The 25238-nt window shown below is 30.0% G+C and carries 17 protein-coding genes; 14 read left to right on the plus strand and 3 right to left on the minus strand.

The window, feature by feature from the left end:
• The first annotated feature begins 3 nt into the window (after positions 1-3).
• From P4S50_RS07140 to P4S50_RS07150, 3 genes are read left to right on the plus strand one after another with little or no spacing between them, the layout of a single operon-like run.
• Positions 4-4770: a non-ribosomal peptide synthetase gene (locus P4S50_RS07140; RefSeq protein ID WP_277734043.1), complete on the plus strand. Its 4767-nt coding sequence runs from the start codon at positions 4-6 to the stop codon at positions 4768-4770.
• Positions 4770-7262 (plus strand): TubC N-terminal docking domain-related protein, encoded by a 2493-nt coding sequence (locus P4S50_RS07145; RefSeq protein WP_277734044.1) that lies wholly within the window; start codon positions 4770-4772, stop codon positions 7260-7262. The genes P4S50_RS07140 and P4S50_RS07145 overlap by 1 nt, the downstream gene beginning before the upstream one ends.
• 4 nt (positions 7263-7266) lie before the next feature.
• On the plus strand, positions 7267-8385 hold the full coding sequence (locus P4S50_RS07150) for a saccharopine dehydrogenase NADP-binding domain-containing protein (RefSeq protein ID WP_277734045.1): 1119 nt from the start codon (positions 7267-7269) through the stop codon (positions 8383-8385).
• 104 nt (positions 8386-8489) lie between these two features.
• Here the strand turns inward: P4S50_RS07150 and P4S50_RS07155 are convergent, their stop codons facing one another.
• Entirely contained in the window at positions 8490-9821 is a 1332-nt protein-coding gene (locus P4S50_RS07155) for an IS3 family transposase (protein ID WP_277730718.1), read from the minus strand.
• 97 nt (positions 9822-9918) lie between these two features.
• On the opposite strand from P4S50_RS07155, the gene P4S50_RS07160 reads away from it, so the two are divergent.
• From P4S50_RS07160 to P4S50_RS07210, 11 genes are all read left to right on the plus strand, one after another.
• Positions 9919-10878 (plus strand): helix-turn-helix domain-containing protein, encoded by a 960-nt coding sequence (locus P4S50_RS07160; protein WP_277734047.1) that lies wholly within the window; start codon positions 9919-9921, stop codon positions 10876-10878.
• An 86-nt stretch (positions 10879-10964) separates the two neighbouring features.
• Positions 10965-11564, plus strand: a complete 600-nt coding sequence (locus P4S50_RS07165; RefSeq protein WP_277734049.1) for an MptD family putative ECF transporter S component — start codon at positions 10965-10967, stop codon at positions 11562-11564.
• 4 nt (positions 11565-11568) lie between these two features.
• Positions 11569-12246: an energy-coupling factor transporter transmembrane component T gene (locus P4S50_RS07170; RefSeq protein WP_331489712.1), complete on the plus strand. Its 678-nt coding sequence runs from the start codon at positions 11569-11571 to the stop codon at positions 12244-12246.
• A 2-nt stretch (positions 12247-12248) separates the two neighbouring features.
• Entirely contained in the window at positions 12249-13727 is a 1479-nt protein-coding gene (locus P4S50_RS07175) for an ABC transporter ATP-binding protein (RefSeq protein ID WP_277734050.1), read from the plus strand.
• On the plus strand, positions 13720-15474 hold the full coding sequence (locus tag P4S50_RS07180; protein ID WP_277734052.1) for an ABC transporter ATP-binding protein: 1755 nt from the start codon (positions 13720-13722) through the stop codon (positions 15472-15474). Before P4S50_RS07175 ends, P4S50_RS07180 begins: the two co-directional genes overlap by 8 nt.
• Before the next feature lie 14 nt (positions 15475-15488).
• Positions 15489-17258: an ABC transporter ATP-binding protein gene (locus P4S50_RS07185; protein WP_277734054.1), complete on the plus strand. Its 1770-nt coding sequence runs from the start codon at positions 15489-15491 to the stop codon at positions 17256-17258.
• A 204-nt stretch (positions 17259-17462) separates the two neighbouring features.
• Positions 17463-18938, plus strand: coding sequence for a protein adenylyltransferase SelO (locus tag P4S50_RS07190; RefSeq protein ID WP_277734056.1), 1476 nt, complete (start codon positions 17463-17465; stop codon positions 18936-18938).
• A gap of 864 nt (positions 18939-19802) precedes the next feature.
• On the plus strand, positions 19803-20996 hold the full coding sequence (locus P4S50_RS07195; RefSeq protein WP_277734058.1) for a phosphoenolpyruvate hydrolase family protein: 1194 nt from the start codon (positions 19803-19805) through the stop codon (positions 20994-20996).
• A gap of 160 nt (positions 20997-21156) precedes the next feature.
• Entirely contained in the window at positions 21157-22365 is a 1209-nt protein-coding gene (locus tag P4S50_RS07200) for a Tm-1-like ATP-binding domain-containing protein (protein ID WP_277734060.1), read from the plus strand.
• Positions 22366-22401: 36 nt separating this feature from the next.
• The gene (locus P4S50_RS07205) at positions 22402-23232 is read left to right on the plus strand and encodes a phosphoenolpyruvate hydrolase family protein (protein ID WP_277734061.1); all 831 of its coding nucleotides are present in this window, start codon (positions 22402-22404) and stop codon (positions 23230-23232) included.
• A 45-nt stretch (positions 23233-23277) separates the two neighbouring features.
• Positions 23278-23487: an aspartyl-phosphate phosphatase Spo0E family protein gene (locus P4S50_RS07210; RefSeq protein ID WP_277734063.1), complete on the plus strand. Its 210-nt coding sequence runs from the start codon at positions 23278-23280 to the stop codon at positions 23485-23487.
• Positions 23488-23608: 121 nt separating this feature from the next.
• On the opposite strand, the gene P4S50_RS07215 is transcribed toward P4S50_RS07210, so the two are convergent.
• Positions 23609-24133, minus strand: a complete 525-nt coding sequence (locus tag P4S50_RS07215) for a 2'-5' RNA ligase family protein (RefSeq protein ID WP_277734065.1) — start codon at positions 24131-24133, stop codon at positions 23609-23611.
• Positions 24134-24392: 259 nt separating this feature from the next.
• Entirely contained in the window at positions 24393-25190 is a 798-nt protein-coding gene (locus P4S50_RS07220; protein WP_277734067.1) for an EFR1 family ferrodoxin, read from the minus strand.
• Between the last annotated feature and the right edge of the window lie 48 nt (positions 25191-25238).

Below are 25238 nucleotides of genomic sequence, written 5' to 3' on the forward strand. Positions count from 1 at the left end.
CTTATGGGAATTGAAAAAAAGAGAACAGAAGCTAGAAATTTTATTAATGGAGAAATAACTAAGTTATTAGGCGTAAAAGAAGTTGAAGAAGATAAAAATTTAATTGAACAAGGTATGAGCTCTATACAGATTATGCAACTATCAACTAAACTTAGACAATTTGGATTGGATGTTCCATTTTCTAAAATGATTTCAAAACCATTGCTTAAAGAATGGAATGAATTAATTGATAATGCAAAATTTAGAAAAAATAAAAAAGATGGATTTACACAACAAGAAAGTAAAAAAATTGATTTAAGACAGTCTGATAAGTCTTTTGATTTAACAGATGTTCAACAGGCTTATTGGATTGGTAGAGAACAAGGGCAACCTTTAGGAGGGGTTGGTTGTCATGCATATTTAGAATTTGATGGAGAAGGAGTTGATTCTGAAAGATTAAAGATAGCATGGAATGTAATTCAGAAATATCATCCTATGTTAAGGGCTAAGTTTTTAGATGATGGAAAACAGATGATAATGAAAGAACCATATGATAAAAAAATTGAGGTACATGATTTTAGAACATCTTCTGTGAAGTGCTGCGAAGAAGAGTTGTTAAAGATTAGAGAACAAATATCTCACAGAAGATTGGCCGTAGAAAAAGGTCAAGTAGCAGGCCTTAGCTTAAGTTTGCTTCCAGACAATAAGACAAGACTTCATATAGATGTTGATCTACTTGTTGCAGATGTTCAAAGCTTAAGTATTCTTATTAGAGATTTAGCAAATGCATATACAGGAGAAAATTCTTTTGAAAATACTCAAGAGCTAACATTTAAAGAATATTTATTATCAAAACAAGATATGCTCGGTGAAGAAAATGAAAAGGATAAAGAATACTGGGAAAATAAAATTAAAAATCTTCCAAAAGCTCCTTCTTTACCACTAGCCAAAAAGCCTGAGCAAATTACAAATCCAAAGTTTAGTAGACGAAGCAAAAAAATTGACAAAGATAATTGGAAGGTAATTAAGAATAAAGCAGCGTTTTACAAACAAACACCTTCAATGTTTTTATTAACATGCTATGCACTTATATTAGAAAGATGGTGCAATGAAGAGGGATTTTTACTTAACTTACCATTATTTAATAGAACAGATTCTAGGGAAAGCATTCAAGAAATGGTAGCAGATTTTACAAACCTCTTATTAGTTGAATTTACAAAAAAAGATAAAGGTACTTTCCTTCAAACAATGAACAACATAAAACAAACATTAATTTCAAATGTTAGTCATTCTAGTTATTCAGGTGTAGAGGTTCAAAGGGATATTTCTATAATAAACGGAGAAAATGATTTGGTGGCACCGGTTGTATTTGCGTGTAATATAGATACTACATTAGAAAGCAATTTGTCTAGAGAAGCTTTTGGCAATATTCAGTATATGATTTCTCAAACTCCTCAAGTATGGTTAGATTTTCAAACATATATAAAAGATGGATCATTGATTTTAGCATGGGATGCAGTTGATGAATTATTCCCTAAAGGACTTTTAGATGATATGTTTGAATCTTTAGTAAAAATGATCGAGAAATTAGCAACAAAAGATGATTGGGATATTTTTATAGATGTATTTCCTGAAAATCAGCTAGAAGTTAGAGAAGAAGCTTTGAATGATATATTACCATTGCAATATCCTGATAAAAATATATATACGGATTTTATCAAATGGGTAAACCTCACACCTCATAAAGTAGCCCTTATTAATGGAATAAATAAACAAGAAGTTACTTATAAAGAACTTTATAAAAAGGCATTACATATAGCAACAAATTTAAGAAATAGTGGGATTAAGCCGGGTGATTGTGTAGGTATTGTTTTACCAAGAGGTCTTGAACAAATTGAATCAATGCTAGGGATTCTACTTTGTGGAGGGGTATATGTTCCTGTTGGCATTAACCAACCAGTTTCAAGAAGAGAAAAAATTTACAATCAGATTGGTATAAAAGCATTGGTCAGTAATATGGATACGATTGAGCAAAAAGAACTGAAAAGTGATTCAGTAATGGTACTAGATATAAACGAAACGCTTAAACAAGAGCTAATGGATAAACCTATTGAAGTAAAACCAAAAAGTAGTGCCTATATAATCATGACTTCAGGTTCAACAGGTATGCCAAAAGGTGTAGATATAAGTCATGCAAGTGCAGTAAATACTATAGATGATATTAATGAAAAATACAAAATATCACAGTCAGATAGTGTACTTGCAGTCTCTGCAATAGATTTTGATCTTTCTGTATATGATATTTTTGGACTATTATCAGTTGGAGGTACTATAGTGATATTGGAAGAGGATCATTATAAAAATCCAAGTACTTGGTTTGAATTAATTGAGCAATATCATATAACTATATGGAATTCTGTTCCTATTTTATTAGATATGCTGGTAACATTTACTGAAAGTTTTAATAAAAATTTACCAATTCGTGTTGCTATGTTGTCTGGTGATTGGATTCCTTTAAAATTGCCTTCAAGATTTTATAAATTGAGCAAAAATATTTCAACTGTAGTAGCCATGGGAGGAGGCACAGAGGCTTCTATTTGGTCAAATTATCTAAATGTACCTCGAAACATTCCAAAGGACTGGGTTTCAATACCTTATGGAAGACCTTTAAAAAATCAGATTTATAAAGTTGTTGATGAAAATGGACGCACTTGTGCTGATTGGGTTAGTGGTGAACTTTGGATCGGTGGTGTAGGAGTAGCTCTAGGATATAGAGGAGATCCTAAATTAACAAAGCAAAAATTTGTTAAACAAGGTGCGATTACTTGGTATAGAACGGGAGATATGGGACGTATTTGGAATGATGGCACCATTGAATTTTTAGGAAGAAAGGATACACAAGTTAAAATAAAAGGGCACAGAATTGAACTTGGAGAAATCGAATCGAGCATTTTAAAAATAAAAGAGGTTGATAGATGTAAAGTAGTTCCAAATGATAAGAAAAATAGTCTACATGCATTTGTGATTGTTAAAGAAAATGAAAAAATAAGTTCAGAGGAAATTCGAGATATATTAAAAAGTAGGGTGCTAAATTATATGGTACCTGATACTGTTGTGTTTTTAAATCGATTTCCATTAAATAAAAATAATAAGATTGATTCAAAAAAATTGCTTTCCCATATAAAAACAACAAGAAATTCGTTTGCGCAAATATCCCCAAATTCAAATTTAGAGCGTAAACTACTAGAAATATATCAAGAAGTTTTTGCAACAAAAGAATATACGTTATTATCTAACTTTTTTGAAATGGGTGGAGATTCATTGGTTGCAATAAAAATAAATATATTAATAAAGAAAGTATTAGGATATGAAATTAAAATAGTAGATATATTTACCTATAAGACTATTCAAGAACTTGCTCAATATATTAGCAACAAGGAAATAAAAAAAGAAGTTTCTCTTGATAAAATATTAGAGAATAGTACAAATAAAGAGGATTTAATGTCTAGCTCTCTTACTGGAATACAACATTCCTATTGGGTGAGTAGAAAAGGATATTTTGGAAGTGGTAAACAACCTTCAAATTGCTATTTTGAGATTAAAAGTGAAAATTTAAATTTAGAAAAATTATCTACAATAATTAACGCTCTTATTAAGGAACACAAAATGTTAAAAACAGTTATTGATGAAGATGGAACAAAACAGAGAATATTAAAAGAAGTACCTAATTATGTTATTAGAGAAAAAGATATAAGAAAATATAATCAAACATCTCGACACGATTATATTTTAAAAAAGAGAAAAAAAATGTTATCAAAGATTGCAGATCCTAGTAAATGGCCGCCATTTGTTATTGATGTCACACAAATATCAGAAAAAAGTTCAATTATTCATTTTTGTTTTGATAATATTTTCCTAGATGCATTGAGTATAGGACATATAATGAACAGAATAAATGAGCTATATAACGATATTTCTCAACCAGATACATTTAAAAGAGAGAGAATAATTAGAAATGATTTAAAAAAATATGAAATTGATACAAAGTACTGGGAAAAGAAAGTTGATTATATACCAAAAGCTCCTAAAGTTGTTAAAGAAACATTTATTCCAAAATTATTTGAATTTGAAAGACTTTCTCATTTCTTTAATAAAAAAGACTATGAGGCATTGAAAAAAATAGGATATGAATATAATTTAACAGTGTCTAATATTATTTTATCTGCTTTTTCAGAGAGTCTTTATAAATGGACAAATGATTTAGACTATACCATAAATATTACAACAGTTGATAATTCAGCAAACCAATATGATTTCATGGGAGATATTGGGGATTATACTACTACTTTTTTAAATGAAATACATTATGATGATAAAAGTGATTTTTATGATAGAACAAAGAATATTCAAGATACAATGATTCAAAATATTGAACATTTAAGTTACAGTGGAATAGAAGTACTTAGAGCACTTAACAGAAAAAACAATAATCAAAAGACTCTAATGCCTGTTGTCTATACAAGTACCTTAGGTGTTATTGAGAATATAAATACAAAACATATTGGAGAGATAGTGTATTCTGTTACTCAAACACCAAATGTTTATTTAGATTGTCAAACTAGTGTTGTTGAAAATCAATTGATGATTAATTGGGATTATTTAAAATCAGCATTTGATGAAAAAGATTTAAAAATTAAATTTGATTATTTCATAGGCGTTTTAAAAAATCTTATAAAAGATCCATTTATTATGGGAGAGCAAGAAGAGGAGATTGAGGAAGGGGTATTATAATGCTTAAAGAATATATTGTTGATTTAGAGGAACAGGGTATTCAGTTGTGGGAAGAAAATGGAAATATTCGATATAAAGCACCAAAAGGTACTATGAAACATGGAATTAAAGAAAAATTAGTTAAGCATAAAGATATTATTATAAATTACCTTAGTAGTGGAGAAAAGAGTATTACTGAAAAAATAAGTGAATATATTGTAAAAAATAATGATTATATTGAGGATACATCGTTGGTTGATTGGATTACTTGTGCCAATGAAGTGGCTACTTTAGATATATTTAAAACATTTTATGAAAATGGGATATTTTTAGATGATAACAAGATAACTATAGAAGAGATTATTAGGAAATTGGATATTGATGAAGGATATATTAATTTTACAAAGAAATGGTTGGAAGTACTTAAAACTAACAAAATTATTTGTAAGGAAAATGATCAATACTTTTTAATAGACAGTACTATTATTGAAAATATTTCAAAAGATTATTGGAGTGTATTTGAACAAAAAGAATTACAAGTAAACTATGGAAAAGATTTTTTTGATTACTTGAAAAAATGTAGTGAAAACTTATTGCCAATATTACAACAAAAAGTACAAACAGTGGAATTACTTTTTCCACAAGGAAGCTCTAAAACAGCTATAGGAACATATCAACAAAATAAAGTAAGCAAAATTTTTAATGAAATGACAAGCTTAGCTGTTAAAGAATTTGTTGAGATGAAATCAAAGAACAATGAAAAGGTTAATATATTAGAAATTGGTGCTGGTGTAGGAGGTACAAGCTCTGTAGTTATAGAAGGGCTTAAGGGGTTAGACTTTTCTTATTGTTTTACGGATATATCTAATTATTTTCTAAATGAAGCAAAAGAAAGATATCAAAACCCAGCTATTGAATACAAAATATTTGATATTAATAAACCTTTTCATGACCAAGGCTTTACAGAAGGATCTTATGATATTATAATTTGCGCTAATATGCTGCACAATGCAAAAAATGGAGATAAGGCTCTAAATATCATCAATCGTCTTATTAAAGATGGTGGAATGTTTATTATTATTGATGAGGCAAAAGAGCCAGAATTCTTATTAACCTCTATAGAACTAAATGATGCATTAAATGATTTTAATGATTGTAGAACTGATAATAACGGAATATTTTTTGATTACAATCAGTGGTTAACTATGCTATCTAATGCAGACACAAACATATGGGTAGATTTCCCAAGTGAAAATAAAGCGTTGAGTAAAATGGGTCAGAAAATGTTTATTGGAAATTTTAATAAAAGTTATTTACAAAAGCAGCCTTCGTCTAACACGACTCAGCGTTTAAAAGAAATCTGGAAAGAGCTATTAAAGTTAGACAATATAGATCTAGAAGATAATTTTTTTGAGGTTGGTGGAGATTCATTAGTAATCACACAACTTATTTCTAAGCTTTGGAAAGAATATCCTCAAACTAAGACATGGGATTGGGGGATGTTTGCAGATGTTATAGTCAAAAACCCTACTATAAAAAAAGTAAGTGCCAAAATTAATGAACTTTATTCGAATGATGAAGTTTTGGAAAATAAAATATCTGAAATTATAAATTTGACAAATAACACACAGAAACAAAGAAAAAAAGCTATATTTTTCCATGATGGTACAGGCAGTATAAATCTGCATAAAGGCTTAGTTGAAAATATAAATAAATATCATCAAGAGGATTATGAGGTATTTGGATTAAATTTAAACACAAAATTTATTGAAAAGTCTAATGATTTTTTCAAAGAGTTAGCTAATCATTATGCAAATTTATTAATCGATGAGTTTGGTGGATCAAAGTTTGAATTAATTGGACATTGTGTTGGTGGTAATATAGCACTTGAAACTGCTAGTAATTTGAAAAAAAGAGGAGAAAAAGTAGACAAACTAATACTTATTAGTTCTTATCTTAATAAGAAAAGAATTCTTGAAGAACTAGATGATAATATGGTAGAAGACTTTTGTAAATCTGATTTTCTTATGAGTATTATTTTCACTGAACTAACTGGTGAGAGCTTGGTGAAAAAAAGTGGAGTAGAAATAGATTCAAAAGGTATTTTAAAAGCAATTCGATATATTAAAGAAAAAAATAATGGTCAGTTTTGTGAGCAACTTATTTCTAATGTAAAAAAGGAGTGTGAAGACTTTTATCAGCTTTATAAGACTTATGAAAACAGTAATATAAAAGAAGGTAAAAGAAAAACGATATATCAAAGCTTTTTAGAGCACTTTAGATCTGCTTCTAGCTATGTTCCAAGTGTTTATGATGGAGAAGTTTGTATTTTAAAGTGTAGTGAAAAAACAGATAATTTCTTTATTGAAGAAGATGATTATTTCTGTGATGATTTACATTTATGGAGTAAATATTTAGTAGGTGATGTTCAATTTTACAATATAAAAGGAAATCACATAAATTGTGTTGAAGATAAAAATTGCAAAGCAGTGTCAAAAATACTATGGAGTTGATGAAATGAACAAAAAAATAATTGGGGTTATAGGGGCAACTGGTATGTTAGGTCAACAGTTATTAAAGCTGTTAGGGACTGGTGAATATATTATAAAAGTAGCTCATAGAACCAAACATAAAAAAATTGCATCATCTTTTGTAGAGAAAGATTATATATTAAATATTAATTCAGAAGATGAGTTAGGAGTATTTATTAAAGAGTGTGATTTAATTGTAAATTGTACAGGACCTTCTTATTTGGTGCATGACAAAATATTGAAAAAGGCTCTTCAATATCATAAGGATTATATAGACCCATTTGGAGATGTTTATTTAATGAATTCTTTGTCTCAAGAACAGTTGAATACTTCTTCAAGAGTGGTTATTTCCTGTGGAGATTATCCTGGATTTACAGGTCTTATTCCATTTTGGATAAGAGATAGTTTTGTAGATGATATTGATTATATGGAATTAAATATAGGATTCAATGAGATTATATCTTCTTCTGGAATATGTGATTTACTTTTAAGTAGTCACATGGGGTTTGGAAAAGCTAACTATTATTATGAACAAAATCAACTTGTTTATAATGGTGGTATCATAAACAAGGTGTACGATAAGATGCTAGAAAGGGAAGTATATATTTCAGAATTCATAAATAATGAAATGGTAGAAGTAGCAAGAAAACTATCTATTCAAAGAATACATTTTGGCAACATATTTTTTAATTCAGATAATTTAGAGATGATGAGGCAAGGATATTTAAATTTAATGACAACAGATAATGCAGAGAAGATAATACAAATATCTAATCATATTGCAGCAGATTTTAATAAAAGAGTAATTGATGAAATTAACAATATATATATAATTCGTGTAAAAGGCATAAAAAATAGGGAATCAATTGAAAAAGAACTTTATTTAAAGTCAAAAAAAAGTTCGAAGGTGTCAGCTTTTATGCTGAAAAGGTGCATTGATTCTTTATATGCAAAGAAGCTTGTACAAGGTATTTATAGACCTTTTGAAGTGTTAGATGCAAAAGAAACAATTACTAATATGATTGAAAAAAACATAATCTCTATTGTTCAGAATGGAGAAGAGATAAGTTCTTGTGAAGAAGATTGGGAGTTAGGGCTTATATGATATAAGAAATATTGTGTATTATAGTTATATTTTTGAAAACATTTATAAAAAAGAGGTAAAGACATTAAAATGGACCCTTTGTCAAGGACATTATAAAAAAAGGGTTAAGCTGCATTCAAAAGATGATTTCTAAATTGTTTAGGAGTCATCTTTTTTAATCCCCATTGACATCTATAATTATTATAGTAATCCATGTAATTATCAACTTTATTAATTACTTCTTCAAGTGTAGAACATGTTTTGAAATCTACTTCATCCTTCATATGACCAAAGAAGGATTCTTGAGGTGCATTATCCCAGCAGTTACCACGTCTAGACATGGATTGTCCTAGATTATGGCTTTTTAGTAATTTTTGGAATTTAGGGCTTGTATAGTGGACCCCTTGGTCAGAATGGATAAAAGCTTCATCATGTAAATCAGCTTTATGTGTATTAACTAATTTTTTAATTGTAATTGTAGCTATATCTAAAGTAATTCGATCAGATACATGATATGCTAGAATATCGTTACTAGAGCTATCTTTGATAGCTGATAAATATGCCATTTTATTTATCCCGTAAGGGATGTATGTGATATCAGTAAGTAGCACCTTGCCAGGAATACCCTGTTTGAAATTTCTCTGTAGCAGATTAGGTACTACTCTATGTTCTTTTGTCGCTTTGGCTATTCTTCTATACGGATTGGCTTTTCTTATAGGACATACTATACTGTATTTTCGCATAATCCTTTGGATTTTTTTTCTACTGTATATAATACCAAACTCATTTTCTAGTGTCATTTTAATTGATCTAGAACCTTTCTTATAACCTCTATAATTATAAGCCTTTAATATAATATCTCTAGCTTTTAAATCTTCATTCTCCCTTATAGTTCTAGAAGGTGCTGTCTTTAAATAATGATAATAACCTGAACGTGAAACCCCTAAAATTGAGCAGCAATAAGAAACTGTGCCTGAATAATCTTTTTTAGACACAGTCTTTAAAATTAACTCATATACTTCATTATTTGTTAGATTTACGCAGTTGTTTACCAGCCTCCTTTCTGTCACGTCGAGCTTTTTTAGCAATTCTAATTGTTCCTCAAGCAGTTTTATTTTAGCTTCTTGTTTGCTAATAATATCGTCCTTTGAAACTGGAGCATTACTTGGTCTGCCTGAATTCACTCTTCTAGTATCACTTAATCCTATAATTCCATCTTTCTTGTACGCTTTTATCCATCTGGCTGCCGCCTGTTCATAGCGCTTGACACCAAGTATTTCAACGTCAAATCCAGCATCAATGAAAATAGTTCGTGGTGTGCTTCCTCTTAAATACTCCTCAATAAACATTATTTTAAACTCGTCAGAGTATGTTATTGACTTCTCGCTAACGCGCTTTACATAAGGGTTCTTATTTAATCTTTCAATATTGTCTTTTGAAAATGTAATTTTACTCATACTAAAGGCCTCCATATTCAATGATAATTATACACAAAAAAGTACCTATAAACTAGACACTCTTTTTTATGTGTCCAATCTATAGGTACCATTTTACATGTTACAGAAATTATACGGAGAAACCATTAAAATAGTTAAAAGTAATAAGTATAAAATAGTATATGAAATACAGAATGAAAGTGGAAATGGGGAAATTACCGTTTATAATTTATTTGAAGGAGTTCAAGTAATTTATAATGATCTGCACTTTGAATACTGTGAAGAAAGAAATCCTATTCTACCGAAGGTTATAGAGATTAACCATTGTAGAGTTGGAAGATGTGAATGTGAATTTGAGAAAAATAGATGTGAGTATATGTCAGAAGGGGATTTAGCTATTCATTCTTTAAAAAATAAAAAATCAACAGTATCCTTTTTTCCACTTAAGCATTATCATGGTATAACGATTTTATTAGATTTTAATAAAATTACAGAGTTTGAGCTATTTGATAACTTTGGTGTAGATGCTTGGAAAGTATATGAAAAAATTATAAACAATAATTTGTGTATTATCATAAGAAGTAATGAAGTCCTAGAGCATATTTTTTATGAATTTTACTATGGGGATGAAACTTTAAAGTTTTATTATTTAAGAATTAAAGTAATGGAGCTTCTTTTGTATCTAACAAAAGAAGCCTACATATTCCAGGAAGAAAAAAGAATGTATTTAACAAAGTATCAAGTGGAGAAGACAAAGCAAATTAAAGATTTTATTACAACAGATATTACAAAGCATTATACTCTTGAAGAGATTTCTAGTGAATTTAAAATATCTCAAACAATGATGAAGAAATGGTTTAAAGCAGTTTATGGAATGGGAATTTATAGTTATTTGAAAACCTATAGGCTTCAGCAAGCAACAATTTATTTAAAAGAGAGTGAAAAATCAATTGCTGAGATTGCTAATTTAATTGGTTATTCCAATCCAGCAAAATTGTCTACAGCATTTAAGCAAATCTATGGTTGTTCTCCAAGGGAGTATAAAAAAGTGTCTGAATGGATAGATTCTGTCTATTGAGAGTGGATATCAAATGAAACGTATGTTAATATTTGTAAGGTGGTATTAATAAAACGTATTTGAATTTATATTATTAGGAGGTTTGTATGGAAACAAAAAGTAAAAGGTTAACGGTAAAAGATTTTGCGACCGTTGGGATATTTTGTGCCATTATGATTGTGGTATTTATTGCTTTTTCTATGGTGACTGGAGCATCCTTATTTTTTAACATGGTATTGAATGCAGTATTTACAGCGCTTATTTTAGCACCATTTTTTGTGTACATGTCAATGAAGGTTGGCAAACCAGGGATTGCATTTATCTATAATGCTATTCAAGCGATTATGGCAACCTTGTTTATGGGACCATTTATGATTCCATGGTTTTTAGGAGGAGGGATTTTGTCAGAATTAGTAATGCTTGGAGATAATAGTTATAGAGATATTAAAAGAATAGCCATGGCATGGACAATTACTTCTTTAACACGAGCAATGCATGGAATGAGTGAAATATGGTTCTTTAAAGATGCTTTTATCAAAAGTGGTGTTAGTCCAGAGCAAGTTGCTATTCAAACTCAATATTATACTTCCCCAAAATGGGTATTAATTAGTTGCGGATTGACAATAGTCGCTGCAATTATAGGTTGTCGCCTTGGAAATAAAATGATAGAAAAACATTTTAGAAAAATTGGAGTAATCAATAAATAGAATAATGAAAGCGATAACGTTTGATTTTAGAGCAAAACTCATCGTGCTGATGTTAAATATATCCCTTGTTTCTGCAATTACAAGGGATACATTATTTTATTTCCTAATTTTCGTTTTATCAGTCTATTTATTATTCCAAGGGATGACAAAGCAGATGCTGAAGTGTTTAAGTGTTTGTCTAGTAGCTATTTTGTTAAGAAAAATTTCTAACGGTAATGGGTTTACAGTTTTTATACCAGATATGTTCTTATTTATTATTACAAGGACAATGGCAACTCTTATGTCCACAATGCCAATTGTTGGTATGCCACCTGGTGAAATTGTTGCTGTTTTTAAGAAAATGCGTGCACCACAGTTTATTTCTTTACCTTTTATTTTTATGATGCGCTTTTTTCCAACAATTAGAGGAGAATTTAGAGAAGTTTTCATTTCAATGAGACTCAGAAATCTTATCTCATTGAAAAATCCAATTAAAACACTGGAATACACGTTTGTACCAGTCATGGTTCGTTCAACAAGAATAGCGGAAGAATTAGCAGCAGCTTCTGAAACAAGAGGGATATCAAATCCGAAAGGACATACTTCAAGGCGAAAAATAGAATTTCTAATAAAAGATTATTTTCTTATTGGGGTTTCATTTTTTGTGACTGTTGCATTATTAATTTTAGAAAAGAGATGTTAAAGATGATTACATTAAAAGATGTTACTTATTTTTATCCAAATCATTCAGTCCCTTCTATAAAAAATATTAATTTAAAGATTCAAAAGGGTGAATTTATTGTATTAACAGGGAAAAGTGGTTGTGGTAAAACAACGATTACAAGAGTTATAAATGGGTTGGCAACTAAGTTTTATGAAGGGCGTTTAGAAGGAATTGTTAAAATTGATGGACAAAATGTTAAGGAAATGCCATTATGGGATCTTGGAAAAAACATAGGATCTATTTTTCAAGACCCTAAGAGTCAGTTCTTTGCAAGCTTAGTTGAAGATGAAGTTGCTTTTGGATGTGAAAATTATGGAATAAATGCAGATGAAATTGATCTTAAAGTTTTGAAATCTTTACACAAGGTAAATGGTGACAAACTTATAGGTAAGGAGTTATTTAATCTATCCAGTGGCGAAAAACAAAAAGTCTCAATTGCGTCTATAAATGCATTAAATCCTGATATATATGTGTTTGATGAACCTTCCGCAAACTTAGATATGTACTCTGTAGAAAAATTAAAGAGTTTGCTTTGTGATTTAAAAAAACAGGGAAAAACAATACTTATTTCTGAACATCGATTGTATTATCTAAAAGATTTAGCAGATCGCTATTTATACTTTGAAAAAGGAATGCTAAAAGAAGAATGGAGCAAAGAAGAAATCGATAAAATTTCTAAAGATAAATGGCAAAAATTAGGTTTGCGTACATTAAGTTTTAAAAATTTTATTGCAGTTGAGAAGAATACAGTAGATAAAGAACTCAATAATAGAATGTGGATTCAATTAAATAATCTTGAATTTAGATATAAGAATAACAGGATATTTGACAAGTTAAATTTGACTTTGTATGGTGGAGAAATAGTTGCTATTACTGGTGGAAATGGTATGGGTAAAACAACTTTAGCAAAAATTCTCTGTGGGATATTAAAAGAGCAAGGAGGAAAAGTTGAATATCTAGGGAAACCGCTAAGTCCTAGAAACAGGAAAAAGAAGTTATATTTCGTTTCACAAAACACGGAGTGCCAACTATTCGGAGAAAGTGTCAAAGAAGAATTGATGTTGAATGATGTTAAAGTAAAGGCAGAAAAAGTTTTAGAAAATTATGGGCTATCAGGAATTTTAGATAGACATCCATCCACTCTATCTGGTGGTCAAAAACAAAGGCTTACGCTTGCAGTATCAGATGTAATAAATCGTGATGTATTAATATATGATGAACCTACGAGTGGTGTGGATGGCAAAAATATGTTTCTTATTTCATCAAGACTAAAAGAGTTGGCAAGCAAGGGAAAAATTATTTTAGTGATTACCCATGATTATGAGTTTATTGTAAAAACTTGTGAGAAGGTAGTTTTATTATCAGAGAATCAAAAAGTAACTTCGCTAAGAGTAAATGATCATCAAGAGGAGTTGCTAAGTATTATGAGTGGATACAAGGAGGACAATCAATATGCGTAAAAATGATGGTTTAGTTAAAGTGTTTGATTTTTCAGGAAATTACAAATACTTAACGATCTTGGCATGTGTTTTATCTGGTATTAGTACAGTCCTATCTATAGTGCCTTTTGTGTACATTTATAAAGTTATAGAAATATGGATAGAAGCATCAGTAGATACAGATGTTGTATTTTATTATGGTAAACTATCAGTTTTATTTGCAGTACTTAGTATTTTTATATATTTTATAGCACTGTACTTGTCTCATTTAGCTGCTTTTAGAACAGCTAAAAATATGAAAAGACAAACTCTACATCATCTAATGAAGTTGCCAATGGGATATTTTAGTTTAAATAGCAGTGGAAAATTACGAAAGATAATAGACGATAATGCGGGGCTAACAGAGGCTTTTTTAGCTCATCAGTTACCAGACTTTGTTGGTGCTTTGATAATGCCATTTACTATACTAAGTTGTTTTTTTATATTTGAACCTAGATTAGGAGCAGTTTGTTTAGTACCACTAGTTATCTCTATTTTATTAATTAAACAAATGATGGGTGGAGAAAATGCAAAATTTATGGGTCAATATATGGACGCATTAGAAGATATGAATAAAGAAGCAGTTGAATATATTCGAGGGATTCCAATTGTTAAAGTATTTCAGCAAACAGTTTTTTCATTTAAAAATTTCTACAAAGCTATTAATGACTATAAAGGCTTTGCAAGTGATTATTCTATTCGTTGTAGAATACCTATGACAAGTTTTAAAGTAAGTTTAAATAGTTTTTTTGTATTATTAATTCCAATAGGGATTCTTCTGTTTACCTCAACTACTGATCAGAAATTTATTTTTGTAAATATTATATTTTATATGCTATTCACTCCGTTATGCGCTACTATGATGATGAAATTAATATTTACAGGAGAGAATTTATTACAAGCAAAAGAAGCAGTTCAGCGTATTGATATATTATTACAGGAAAAGCCTTTAAAAGTGTCAAAGGAAATAAAAGAAGTGAAAGATTTTTCTATTGAATTTAATAATGTTTCATTTACTTATCCTACTGCTAAAGAGAAAGCTTTAGATGATATTCGGTTGGAAATAAATCAAGGAGAAACTGTTGCGATTGTAGGAACAACCGGTAGTGGGAAAACAACTTTAGCAAGTTTAGTACCTAGGTTCTTTGATGTTAATGAGGGGAGCATTTCTATTGGAGGTGTAGATGTTCGAAATATTACAACAACTGAGTTGATGAGATGTATTGCATTTGTTTTTCAACAAAGTCAATTATTTAAAAATACTATAGCAGAAAACATTAGAATTGGAAAGCAAGATGCGTCTGAGAAAGAAATCTATGAGGCACTAGAAATGGCTCAATGTAAAGATATTATTGATAAGATGCCACAAGGCATACATACGATGATTGGTACTAAGGGCACCCATCTTTCAGGAGGAGAAAAGCAGAGAATTGCTTTAGCAAGAGCGATTTTAAAAGATTCTCCAATTGTTATTTTAGATGAAGCAACAGCTTCATCAGATGCCGAAAATGAGTTTTTAATTCAACGTGCTTTTGATCAATTAACAAGGGGTAAAACAGTGATTTTAATAGCTCATAGATTATCGACAATAGTAAATGCAGATAAGATAATAGTTATGGATAAAGGTAAAATTGTGGAGCAAGGCACTCACAAGTCGTTGTTAGATAAAGATGGGATTTATGCATCTATGTGGGGTTTATATAAAACTTCTGTTAATTGGGCGATATAGAAGGGAGTTTGAAAATGTTTAATGGTTTAAAAAATAAATATGACTTGAGTGATGATGGTTATAAGTCATTGAAAAAGGGGATTATGTTTAGTGTATTTACAAATTTATCAATGATGTTACCAGTAGGTATAGGGACTTTAGTATTAGGAAATATGTTAGAGGTTATCTTTGGAAAGAAAAATGGTATTGCCATAAGTCCATTATATTATACCATCATAGGTGTAATTATATTGGTAATTATGTTTGTATTTTCTTACTATCAGTACACAATTACTTATATAGGAACATATGAAGAAAGTTCAAAGAGAAGAATTGATATTAGTGAACATATGAGAAAATTACCTCTATCTTTTTTTGGAAAAAGAGATTTATCAGATTTAACAAACACTATTATGGGTGATTGTGCTAGTTTTGAACACGCTTTTTCACATACAATTCCACAATTTTATGGAGCTATTTTATCAACAGCTATTATTATGGCTGTAATGTTCATAAAAAATTGGAAGATGGCGATTGCACTTTTTTGGGTGACACCATGTGCTTTTCTTATTATTTGGTTATCAAGAAAGATACAAAAAAAACTAGGGACTCAATATGTTAACAAAAGACTATTGTTATCAGATACAATTCAAGAATCATTAGAACTTATGCAGGAAATCAAGGCTTACAATCAACAAACTTCATATGGAAAATTGATAGATACAAGACTTGATGAATCAGAAAAATATCAAAAAAAATCTGAATTGTTATCAGCTAGTTTGTTGACAACAGCTCAAATGTTTTTAAGATTAGGATTTGCATCAGTTATTGTTGTGGGAAATTCTATGGTATTTAATAGTGAAATAGATCTATTTACTTACATATTATATCTACTTGCTGCAAGTATGATATATGATCCACTTTCAATAGCTATGGGTAATTTATCAGAGTTATTAAGCATGGATATATTAATAGACAGATTGAAAAAAATTTATAAAGTACCAATTTTAAACGGATCTAAAGAATTAAAGGTTGATAATTTTGATATTAAATTTGAGCAACTTACTTTTTCTTATGACAAAGAAAAACCAGTAGTGAAAAACTTAAGCTTTACTGCAAAGCAAGGACAAAAGACAGCTTTGGTGGGCGCTTCAGGTAGTGGTAAAAGTACAGTATTAAAACTAGCTGCAAGGTTTTATGATATGGAAAAAGGTAGAATCTTGGTAGGAGGAAAAGATATATCAACAATAGATGCACAACATTTATTAAAATATTATTCGGTTGTATTTCAAGATGTAATGCTTTTTGACAACACTATTATGGAAAATATTCGTATAGGAAGAAAAGACGCTTCTGATCAAGAGGTTATAAAAGCTGCAAAACTGGCAAATTGTCAATCTTTTATAGATAGATTACCAGAAGGGTATAATACTAAAATTGGAGAAAATGGAGGATTATTGTCTGGTGGAGAAAAACAAAGATTGTCTATTGCCAGAGCAATATTAAAAGATGCTCCTATAATATTGTTAGATGAAGTAACAGCATCTTTAGATGTAGAGAATGAAACCTTAATTCAAGAAGCTATTTCAAGAGTAGTAAAGAACAAAACTGTTTTAATTATAGCGCATAGGCTAAGAACAATTGAAAGCTGTGATAAGATTGTAGTAATGGATAAAGGAAAAGTAGTTGAAGAAGGAGATCACGAGCAATTGATGGATAATAAAGGTATATATTATAAACTATCAACTTTACAGAACCAATCAGAGAGTTGGAACATAAAACAAGAGAATTCTATTTCATATTAATATAAAATAAATCCACAAAAATCTCTAAGTTGATTTTGTGGATTTATTTTTGTTATATATATTGACACAATTATATAAAATAATTTTGATATTAATATTTGTGTGAAAATAGCATAATAAAGTAGCAGAAGTAGATAATAAAATTAGTTGTATTGTTATAGAAAATTGATAAATAAAAAATATAAAATAAGGAAAGGAGATATGATGACAGAGAGAAAGGAAATAATAAAAACAGGATGGAACTTAGACAATAGCTATGCTCGTCTTCCTAAATCGTTTTTTACTACCCTTAATCCAACGCCTGTACGTTCACCGAAGTTGATTATTCTTAATAATCCATTAGCAAAATCTCTAGGGTTGAATGTTCAGGAGTTACAAAACAATGATGGTGTAGAGGTGTTTGCTGGTAACCAGATTCCTGAAGGTTCTTTACCTCTTGCACAAGCTTATGCAGGTCATCAATTTGGGCATTTTACTAAGTTAGGAGACGGGAGGGCTATATTACTTGGTGAACAGATAACACCATCGAGTGAACGATTTGATATTCAGCTCAAGGGTTCAGGTAAAACTCCATATTCCCGTCGAGGTGATGGTAGAGCATCCCTTGGACCAATGTTACGTGAATACATCATCAGCGAGGCAATGCATGCTCTTGGGATTCCTACTACACGAAGTCTAGCAGTGGTTACAACTGGAGAACCAATAATTAGAGAAACAAAGCAATTAGGTGCAATTCTAACGCGAGTAGCTGCTAGTCATCTGCGCGTTGGAACTTTTCAATATGTTTCAAAATGGGGTTCTGTTGATGAGTTTAAAGCCCTGGCAGATTATACATTAAAAAGACATTTTTCAAACGTTGAAGCTGATGAGAATAGATATCTTTCTATGCTTAAGGAAGTAATCAAGGGTCAGGCATCACTTGTTGCTAAATGGCAAATAGTTGGGTTTATACACGGGGTTATGAATACTGACAACATGACAATTAGTGGAGAAACAATTGATTATGGACCTTGTGCTTTCATGGATACCTATGATCCAGCAACGGTATTCAGTTCCATTGATATTCATGGCCGCTATGCTTATGGCAATCAACCTCATATTGCAGCGTGGAATCTTTCTAGATTTGCTGAAACCCTATTGCCGCTGCTTCATGAAAATGAGGATCAGGCTGTAAAACTGGCTCAGGATGCTATTTCAGAATTTACTAAGGTGTACCACCGAAATTGGGTCTCAGGAATGAGAGCAAAACTAGGAATATTTAACGAAGAGATACAGGATGAATCTCTTATTAAAGACTTACTCAGTATGATGCAAAAGTATGGTTCGGACTATACCAATACTTTCCGCGCAATAACTCTTGATAAGTTGGAGGATACAGTCTTGTTTGGTAGTAAGGAATTTGCTCAGTGGAATGAGATGTGGAAGGTGAGACTAGGTAGACAGCAGCAATCAAAAGCATCCTCACAGCAATTGATGAAAAACTCAAATCCAGCGATAATTCCTAGAAACCATCGTGTAGAAGAGGCACTAGAAGCTGCTGTAAAACAAGGAGATTACAGTGTGATGGAGAAATTTCTTGATATTATGTCAAAACCATACGCATACTCTTCTGAACAGGATAAGTACTCAACACTACCTCCTCCATCAACCTGTCCTTACAGAACTTATTGTGGTACTTAATATATAAGCATTAGATAAGTTAATTGATGTAAAGTAAAAATTAAAAATATAGAGAATGAAAAAAGGGCATAATTAATAGCCCTTTTTTCATTCTTTATATTTTTTTACGCTGATTAATTAGTATCTCATATGATATTCTTTGCAATAAATCCATCTATTGAATATTAACCATATTTTGGATATAATTACATTGTATGTAATTTCAAAAAGGAGATGTTTTTATGGGAGTAGTCATATTTTGTGTCTTGTTTGGTATTTATGGAGTTACATGTTCTATACTAAAACTCCATAATTTTTGGGAAGATAGTATAATTAAAATTATAAGAGAATTACTTGGCAATAAATTTACTGATATATTAAATTTTGTTGTGGGTATTTCTCTAATTTATTATGGTATTTTTTATTATTTACACCATGTTACAAGTAATTGATTAAGTTTAACCTCAAAAATAATACAATTTTAAAAGTTCTATTTCTTGTAGTTGGTTTTACATATCGATTAATATATGTACTAATCGTATGTGGATCAACTGCAATTCTTTTGCTATTTGGCTCTTATTTATTTCCAAAGTAATTCCCCTCATAGGAGGTTTTAATTTTTTATAATCATAATTACCTTCTTAGCCTTAGAGCTAATTATATATTACAGCAAAAACTACCTTACATATAGTATTAATAAACGTATGATAAGTTGGTAATTAAAGGTTTTATAATTATATGTTCTTATTTTGAATTAAGACAATAAATAGAAAAGAAAATATTATATAATAGACTATATGAATACCTGTATTCATTGCATAATATAAGTTAATAGAAAACCACAGAAAATAATAAATTATGAATAAGATAAGAGGTATAAAACCCATGGAGAGAGGAAAGTTATTAGAAAATATCAATGCACAAATAAAAAAAGGAAATCATATTATTGGTGTAGCAACAGGTACCGGAATGACAGCAAAATGCGCCAAAAATGGTGAAGCCGATTTTATTCTAGCGTTAAATTCAGGTAGATTTAGACAAATGGGGAGAAGTTCATTAGGGGGTTTTTTACCATTTTGCAATAGTAATGATATGGTAATGGATTTTGCTTCAAAAGAGATAATACCCTTGATAAAAAATATGCCAATTATTTTTGGACTTAATGCAACTGACCCTACAAAAAATATGGAAAGTTACATAGACAAAATAAAAAATATGGGGTTTTCTGGTATTAATAACTATCCTACAGTTGGACTTATAGATAGTCAGTTTAGGGAAGCTCTTGAAGAAGATGGATGCAATTATTTAATGGAAGTAGAAGCAATAAGAATAGCCCATAAAAAAGATATGTTTACAGTTGCATTTGTATTTAATGAAATACAAGCAGAGCAAATGATTAATGTTGGAGCCGATATCATTTGTGTACATTTAGGTTTAACAGGAGGAGGGTTATTAGGAGCAAAAAAAGTATTTTCACTAGAAGCTGCAAAGGTTAAAGTGGGAAAGATATTTAATAAGTGTAATGAGTTAAAACCAGATGTGATCAAATTAATATATGGTGGTCCTGTAAAAACACCAATTGATGTTCAATATATGTATAGTAATAATGAAGATTTAATAGGGTATATAGGAGGATCATCATTTGAGAGAATTCCATCAGAAAAATCCATTATTAATATAACAAAAGCTTTTAAAATATCCGAACAATTTGATGAAGATGATTTAATGGTTAAGATGTTGGATGGGGTTACAAAGCACTATAATTATGTTGAGTTTGTGAAGGAATACGTTGCTCGAAATTATATGAATGATATTTCATTTTTAGATTTAGCTAAGGTAGCTCATGTATCTAGAGGGTATTTAAGTAGCTTATTTAAAAAAGAAGTAGGCTGCAATTTCCCAGAGTATTTAGTTAAATTTCGCATAAATAAAGCAGTAGAAATTATAAATAAAGAAAATATACAGTTATCAGATTTAGCATTATTAGTGGGGTATAAAGATTATGCACATTTTAGTAAAATGTTCAAAAAGTATAAAGGATGTTCTCCAAAAAAATATAAATCTAAAAATATAACATAAACACAAAAACATAGTACATAATAACGTTTACATTGAGATAGAAAGAAAGTATGATTGACTTATAAGTTAATCATACTTTTTTTATGAAAACGTTTTCTAATTCGTTTATTTACTAGTATACAGACTAGGTAAAAGCAAAGTTATAGAGGAGGTTTAACAAATGAAGACAATCGCTATTGCAGGAACATTTGATACTAAAGGTGATGAATATTTATACGTAAAAGAATTGATTGAAAGCCTGGGTTTAGGTACTTTTACAATTCACACAGGAGTATTTGAATCAACGTTTGAACCAGATATATCAAACAGTGAAGTAGCAGAGGCTGCAGGTATAGACATAAAAACCCTAGCTTCTAAAAAAGATAGGGCATTAGCGACAGAAGCATTATCAAAAGGTATGAGAAAATTAGTACCTGAATTATATAATGAAGGTAAATTTGATGCAATCATTTCTTTTGGAGGTTCTGGAGGAACTTCATTGGTAACACCAGCTATGAGAGCATTGCCTATAGGTATTCCAAAGGTTATGGTTTCGACAGTTGCTTCAGGAAATACTGAACAATATGTAGGAACAAGTGATATCATTATGGTACCTTCTGTGGTGGATGTTTCAGGTATTAATTCAATTTCAACGAAGATTTTTACAAATTCCGTATTTGCAATTGCAGGTATGCTTAAGTTTGAGAATAAAAAGGTTGTAGATAAAAAGCCATTAGTTGCAGCAACTATGTTTGGTGTAACAACTCCATGTATAACAGCTGCAAGAGAATACCTTGAAAAAAGAGGATATGAAGTTCTTGTATTTCATGCAACAGGTATAGGCGGTCGTTCAATGGAATCACTTATTGATGGAGGATTCATTGAAGGTGTATTGGATCTTACTACCACAGAATGGGCAGATGAAATTATAGGCGGTGTTTTGAATGCAGGACCTCATCGTTTAGAGGCTGCAAGTAAACAAAATATACCACAAGTTGTATCAGTAGGTGCTCTTGATATGTGTAATTTTGGATCATTTGAGACAGTACCTGAGAAGTTTATGGGACGTAATTTATATAAACATAATCCTACAGTGACCCTTATGAGAACAAATAAAGAGGAAAATGAAGTAATTGGGACAAAATTGGCTGAAAAATTAAATCTAGCTAAAGAAAAAATAGCTTTATTTATACCACTAAAAGGAGTATCTAGCATTGATGTGGAAGGTCAACCTTTCTATGGTCCCGAAGAAGATAAAGTACTATTTGATAGATTAAGAAATGGTGTAAACAAAAATATTATAGAAATGGTAGAGATGAATTGTGCTATTAATGATGTGGAATTTGCAGAAGCCGCAGCTCAGAAATTAATAGATATGATGGAAAAATAGTAAATTAATAAATTTAAATTATTGGAGGCGTTATTTATGAATACAATGTCAAGAAGCGAAATTATAGGAAAGTTCAAAGAGCAGGTAAAAGAAGGACAAACATTAGTAGGCGTAGGAGCGGGCACAGGTATTACAGCTAAATTCAGTGAAGCTGGTGGAGCCGACATGCTTATAGTTTACAATTCTGGTAGATATAGAATGGCAGGAAGAGGTTCTCTTGCAGGTTTATTATCTTACGGAGATGCTAATCAAATTGTAGTTGAAATGGGCTCAGAAGTACTTCCAATTGTAAAAAATACTCCAGTACTTGCTGGTGTTTGTGGAACTGATCCATTCAGAGTAATGGATATTTTCCTTAAGCAGTTAAAAGAACAAGGTTTCACAGGAGTTCAGAATTTCCCTACTGTAGGCTTAATTGATGGTGTATTCAGACAGAATTTAGAAGAGACAGGTATGGGATATGATTTAGAAGTTGAAATGATAAAAAAAGCACATGAGCTAGATATGCTTACAACTCCTTATGTATTTGATCCTGATCAAGCAAGAAAAATGGCAGCAGCAGGTGCTGATATATTAGTTGCACATATGGGACTTACTACAAAAGGTACAATCGGAGCACAAACAGCACTTACACTAGATGATTGTGTAGAAAGAATTGAAGCTATAATTAAGGCAGGAAGAGAAGTTAATCCTGATATTATGGTAATTTGCCATGGCGGACCTATTGCAGAGCCAGAAGATGCTGCATACGTAATAGAAAAAACAGAAGGAATTGATGGTTTCTTCGGTGCTTCAAGCATTGAAAGATTCGCAGCGGAAAGAGGTATAAAATCACAGACAGAAGCATTTAAAGCAATAAGAAAATAGTAAGTTGAATTTATTATGAGAAGTTATTAGAGGAAGGGATTAATAATGATTTTATGGGGTTTTAAAGACAGGGAATCTAGAGAATCTTATTATGAAAATTTTTATAGGGAAGTTGAAGAAACTAGAGAAGAATTAAACAATTTAATAACAGAAAAAAATGAAAACTTATCAAATGAGGAAGTTATTAAATTAAGTCAATATTTAGATGGATTAATTCTAAAATATCAAAGAATTATAAAAAAATTTAGTTTTTAAATAATATAAATTAGTAAAAATATTTCAAAAAAGTCTACCTGTACAATTATTAAAAGGTAGACTTTTTTTATTTATAATTATTCATATAAAGCATGTAGCATTATAGTTTTAAATTATAAGATTAATTTAATAAATACTCTTTATGTAATACCCAAGTATTATCAACCCATTTATAAATACAAATATTATCAAAATAACAATCAAAATCACAAGGTATTAAAGAAACATAATCCCATAATTTATCAAATATATTTCTTATTTTTTTAGAACTTATGGTAACATGAAAAACTTTATCTTTACCATCTTGTTTAGAGAAATTTAAATAATTAATTTTATTTAAATTATCAATTAATTTATCATGAATAGTCTTTCCTTCATCACTCATTAAAACTTTCATAAATATAACTCTATCATCAAAATGATCATACCCTTTAATTTTATATTCACTAGAATTATGAGATTTAGAAAAATCATCTAAAATATTTTCTAGGTCATTTATATTATCACTTTCAAAAGGAGCTTTTATAGTAAAATGAGCAGGAAGCTTTGAAGATCTAGCTTTAAACTTTTCAAAAACTTCTTTCCTTAGGTTATTATTAAAATTACCAGCATCGCCTTTTAGAACACTTACAATTACATATCTCAAAATATACCTCCAAAATTAATTTAATAAATATTCTATTAGTAGTATATCCTAAAAAATTATTATGATAATAGTCAAAAAACAAATATTACGATTTATGTACAAGTTTATTACAGAAGTATTTATGAACTAGATAAATTAAGATGAGTAGATTGATTTTCCTCATAGAATAATTTATTTCTGTGGTACATTGAGCTTTATAGAAAACTCAATAGCATTAATATGGCTTTTATGGGTAGTACTTGTTGTATTTAATTGCATTCTAAATCAATTCAACTATCGGTTTTTTAATTCCTTCGTATTGCTCAAATGGCTTATTAGATAGTAAATATGCGTTTTTAGGACAAATATGCAGACAACGACCACATGCTAAACATTGATTAGAGAATTGGATTCTATTATTAGAGAGTACTATATTATTATTTGGACATTTATTGACACAAACTTTGCATTTAGAACATTTATCGGAGTCAACTTTAATCATCATTTTGGCAAACCTACTAAACACTGTATATTTTGTAAAAATTGAACGAGCATACCAAAGATTTTTTTTAAGCATTGATCGTTGGTCTATTTGCACTTGGCCATCTGTGAATGACTTCATTAAGTTCCATACACCATCATAAATATTTCGAAGTGTTTGCTGGAATTTCTTTTCTTCGAATTTTGGTTCATCTTTTCTGAACATATAGAAATTATTTGGTGCAATGAATGCTCGAGCACCTACAACTTCAAAACCTCTTCTAGATATAAAATCTTTTAGAGTCAAATGCCCAAATGCTGTTCCCCAACTATGTGTAACATAAGTAATAAAGCGTGCTTTGGGATTATTCTTCTTAGATATATATTTGATGATAAAATCATTCATATTAAAAGTGGATACAGAATTTTGTGTTGGTGTACCCGTTATAAAGAGATCATAGTCTTTTAGATTCCTGCTATGCTTAGTAATATCAATCATGTCAACATTATAAGCAATGTTTTCTAAATAAGCTTTAAAAACTTCTCCAACTCTTAGTGTATTGCCCGTACCAGTAAAGTAAATAACTGCTGCTTTCATTTAAACCTCCTTGTGAGTATAAGAAATATTGTAAAATGATTTGATTAA

The sequence above is a fragment of the Tepidibacter hydrothermalis genome, assembly GCF_029542625.1.
Classification (GTDB): domain Bacteria; phylum Bacillota; class Clostridia; order Peptostreptococcales; family Peptostreptococcaceae; genus Tepidibacter_A; species Tepidibacter_A hydrothermalis.